A 3,889-nucleotide genomic window follows, 5' to 3' on the forward strand; every position below is an offset into this window, starting at 1 on the left:
GGCCGCCCGCGCCGCCCGCGCGCGCCATCGGCTGGCCGGCGGATGCGGCGCGCGCCACGCGGGCGCAGCGCCTGTCCCTGGTGCTGGGGCTGCTGGCCACGCTGCTCTTCGCGCTGTGGCTGTTCTCGGCGATCCTGACGCCCTTCGTGCTGGCCGGCTGCATCGCCTATTTCCTGGATCCGCCGACCACGCGGCTGCGCCGCATCGGCGTCCCGCGCGGGCTGGCGGCCTTCCTGCTGGTGCTGACCCTGGCGGCCTTCGCGCTGCTGGCCATGCTGCTGATCTACCCGCTGCTGATCGCCCAGATCGGCATCCTGATCGCGCGGCTGCCGGCCTATGTGGTGGGCATCGGTGCGCTGGTGCGCGACGCGCTGGAACGCGCGCAGGAAGCCTTCGGGCCGGAGGTGGTGGACGCGCAGCTGCGAGACCTCGCGGTGCGCCAGGCCGGGGCGATGGTGACCTTCCTCGGCACTGCGGTGGGCCGCCTCATCGGCGGCGGCGTCGCGCTGTTCAACGTCTTCACGCTGGTGGTGGTGACGCCGATCGTCGCCTTCTACCTGCTGCGCGACTGGCCGCGCATCATCGCGCGCATCGACAGCTGGCTGCCGCGGCGCTCCGCCCACACGCTGCGCCAGCTGGCGCGCGACACCGACCGCGTGCTCTCCGCCTGGCTGCGCGGCCAGCTGCTGTGCTGCATGATCCTGGCGCTGTTCTATGCCGGCGGGCTGCAGCTGGTCGGGCTCGAGCTCGGGCTGATCGTCGGGCTGATGTCGGGGCTGCTGTCCTTCATCCCCTATGTCGGATCGCTGACCGGCTTCGTCACCGCGGTGCTGCTGGCCGCGGCGCAGTTCGGCACCTGGCACGGCGTGGGGCTGGTGGTCGGCGTCTTCGTCATCGGCCAGATCGTCGAGGGCTACGTGATCTATCCGCGCCTGCTGGGCGACCGGGTGGAGCTGCACGCGGTGTGGGTGATCTTCGCGCTGTTCGCCGGCGGCGTGGCCTTCGGCTTCCTGGGCGTGCTGCTCGCCGTGCCCATCGCGGCCGCACTCGGCGTCGTCGCGCGCTACTGGCTGCGGCGGTATCTGGAGAGCCCGCTCTACCTCGACCCGCCGCGCACCGGATCCTAGGGCCGATGGACAACCCGCTGCTCATCCTCGCGGACCATGCCGCCGGCTGGCGCGACCGCCCGCTGGATCCCGCGCTGGCGCACCATGCCCGCCGTGCCCTGGTGGACTGGTTCGCCGCGCTGCTGCCGGGCTGCCGCCTGCCGCCCGCGACGCTGCTGGCCGCCGCCCTGGCCGGGGAGGAAGCGGCGCCCGGCGCAGCGTCCGCGACCAGCTACGTCGATGGCCTGCCATCCCCGCTGCGCCGCGCCGCGCTGCTCAACGCCACCGCCAGCCACGCGGTGGAGTTCGACGACATCCACCGCGACTCAGGCTACCACCCGGGCTCGCCCACCATCGCCGCCGCGCTCGCCGCGGCCGAGATCCGCGGCACCGGCATGGACGGGCTGCTGCGCGGCATCATTGCCGGCTACGAGGTGGGCTGCCGGATCGGCCTCGCGGTGCAGCCCAGCCATTACCGGAACTGGCACACCACCGGCACCATCGGCACGATGGGCGCCGCCGCCGCCACGGCGGTGGTCCTGGGCTGCGACGCGGACCGCACGGCGCATGCCATCGCCACCGCCGCCACCATGGCCGGCGGGCTGCAGCAGGCCTTCCGCGGCGCCGGGATGAGCAAGCCGCTGCATCCCGGCCATGCCGCGGAAGCCGGCGCGCTGGCCGCGCTCGCCGCTTCCTCCGGCGTGACCGGCGCGCTGGACGTGCTGCACGGCCCGGTCGGCTTCGCCGCCGCCACCAGCGAGGACAGCGGCAAGTGGGAGACGGCCCTGGCCGGCCTCGGGCAGGACCATGCCATCGCCGTCATCACCTTCAAGAACCACGGCTGCTGCGGCCACATCTTCGCCGCGCTGGACGGGCTGGACGCGCTGCGCCGGGCGCATGGCTTCGGCCCCGAGGACATCGAGCAGATCCATGTCGGCGGCTACGGCCCCACCAAGACGATCTGCGACCGCCCGGTTGCCGAGACCGAGCAGGAGGCGCGCTTCAGCCTGCAATACTGCGCGGCGGCGCTGCTGGTCCTGGGCGGCGTGCGCCTGGCCGCCTTCGCGCCGGAACGCCTGCGCGACCCGGCGATCCGCGCGCTGATGCCGCGCATCGCCGTCAGCCTCGACCCCGAGCTGGCCGATGCCTATCCGCAGCGCCGCGCGGCGCGGGTTCGCGTCACGCTGCGCGACGGCCGTGCGCTGGAGCGCTTCCAGCCGACCCGCAAGGGCGACCCCGACCTGCCGCTGAGCGACGACGACCTCTCGGCCAAGTTCCTGGAACTGGCGGGGCCGGTGACCGGCGGGGCGGCGGCGCGGGACCTGCTGGACCGCCTGTGGCACGGCGCGGCCTTGCCGGGCCCGGTCCGGCTGCTGCCGCTGGGCTGAGAAGGCGGGGGCGGCCTCCGCGTACACTGTCAGGAAAGCTGACGTTCTGTCAGGAAATTTGACAGCTGCTGCCGCACAGGGCGGGAGCATCGGGCTGCATGTATTTGATACATAACAAAATTTATATGGTTCGTGCTTGGCGCGCGGTTTGCTGGCCGGCAATCCGGGCGGCGGTGCCCAAGGCGGCTCGACGCGGCGTCAGCACCCGGCCGCCCGTGGACAGCACGGGACACCTCGCAGATGCGCCATATTCGATCCGTCGCCCTGGCCCTCGGGCTGATCCTCGTTGCGCAGGGCCACGCCGCCGCCAGCCTGCTCGGCAACACCGTCGCCGCGACGTTGCAGGTTCCTTTTGGTACGACGCTCACCAACTTCGGAACGGCGGTCGTTGCGGACCCTGGTGTCGAATTCATCGCTACAGCTACCGGTGGCGCGGGCGCTGTCACGCTCGCGACGATGAACTTCTCTGCCTTCCAGCTCGTCATCGATTCTTTTTTTGACGTAACCTACCTCTCCGGCGCGGCCCGGGGCTTCGTCTTCACCAATTCCAACGGCTGGGGCAGCGTGTCCTTGAACGCCGGCACGACCTGGGGCGCCTTTGACGCCAGCCGCATCAGCGTCGTCAGCAACGACCTTCGGCTCGACTTCAGCGGTCTGGTCCGACCGGCTGGCTCCGCGCTGATCCTGGACTTCGCCTTCCCGACCACCGCCGTGCCCGAGCCCGCCTCGCTCGCGCCGTTCGGCGGCGCGCTGCTCGGCCTCGGCGCGCTGCGCCGCCGCCGCCGGGCCTGATCCGGCCTCCATCGCGCCGCCGCCCGCCCTGCGCTATGCCGGGCAGGTGAGCGCGCCGGATCATCCCCGCCAACTGCCCCTGCCGCTGCCCGCGACCCCCTCCGCCGCGCGGGCCGATTTGGTGGAGGATTCCTCCAACGCCGAGGCGCTGGCCTGGCTCGACCGGCCCTGGGACTGGCCGCTGCACCGCCTGGCGCTGTTCGGCCCGGCCGGCACCGGCAAGTCCCACATGCTGCGCGCCACCGCCGCCACCCATGGCTGGCGCCTGCTGGACGGCCGCGCGCTGACCCCCGGCCTCGCCCTCGCCCCCGCTTCCGGCACCGCGCTGGACGGCGCGGATTCGGCGCCGGAGGTCGCGCTGTTCCACCTGATCAACCGCAGCGCGGAGCAGGCCGCGCCCCTGCTGCTGGCGGCGCGGGAGCCGCTCGCCCGCTGGCCGGTCGCGCTGCCCGACCTCGCCTCCCGCCTCAAGGCGACGCTGGCGGTCGGGATCGGTGCGCCGTCCGATGCGCTGCTCGCCGCCCAGCTCGGGAAGCTCCTGGCCGACCGGCAGCTGCGCGTCGCGCCGGAGGTGCAGGACTTCCTGCTGGCCCGCCTGCCGCG

General features: G+C 73.2%; 4 protein-coding genes. All 4 read left to right on the forward strand.

Features of this window, described 5'->3' with window-relative positions; all coding sequences use genetic code 11:
* The coding region (locus OZN99_RS27245) for an AI-2E family transporter (protein ID WP_333779780.1) at positions 1 to 1,127 on the forward strand (1,127 nt) is incomplete at its 5' end.
* Positions 1,128 to 1,132: 5 nt separating this feature from the next.
* Entirely contained in the window at positions 1,133 to 2,494 is a 1,362-nt protein-coding gene (locus OZN99_RS27250; RefSeq protein ID WP_270938371.1) for an MmgE/PrpD family protein, read from the forward strand.
* A 240-nt stretch (positions 2,495 to 2,734) separates the two neighbouring features.
* Positions 2,735 to 3,286, forward strand: coding sequence for a PEP-CTERM sorting domain-containing protein (locus tag OZN99_RS27255; RefSeq protein ID WP_270938372.1), 552 nt, complete (start codon positions 2,735 to 2,737; stop codon positions 3,284 to 3,286).
* Positions 3,287 to 3,332: 46 nt separating this feature from the next.
* A partial coding sequence (locus OZN99_RS27260; RefSeq protein WP_270938373.1) for a P-loop NTPase family protein occupies positions 3,333 to 3,889 on the forward strand: 557 nt, incomplete at its 3' end.

The sequence above is a fragment of the Falsiroseomonas oryzae genome, assembly GCF_027856955.1.
GTDB lineage: Bacteria > Pseudomonadota > Alphaproteobacteria > Acetobacterales > Acetobacteraceae > Falsiroseomonas > Falsiroseomonas oryzae.

Coding starts and splice junctions, on each gene's coding strand:
- OZN99_RS27255 (WP_270938372.1), top strand. CDS start 2,735: ATGCGCCATATTCGATCCGTCGCCCTGGCCCTCGGGCTGATCCTCGTT.
- OZN99_RS27250 (WP_270938371.1), top strand. CDS start 1,133: ATGGACAACCCGCTGCTCATCCTCGCGGACCATGCCGCCGGCTGGCGC.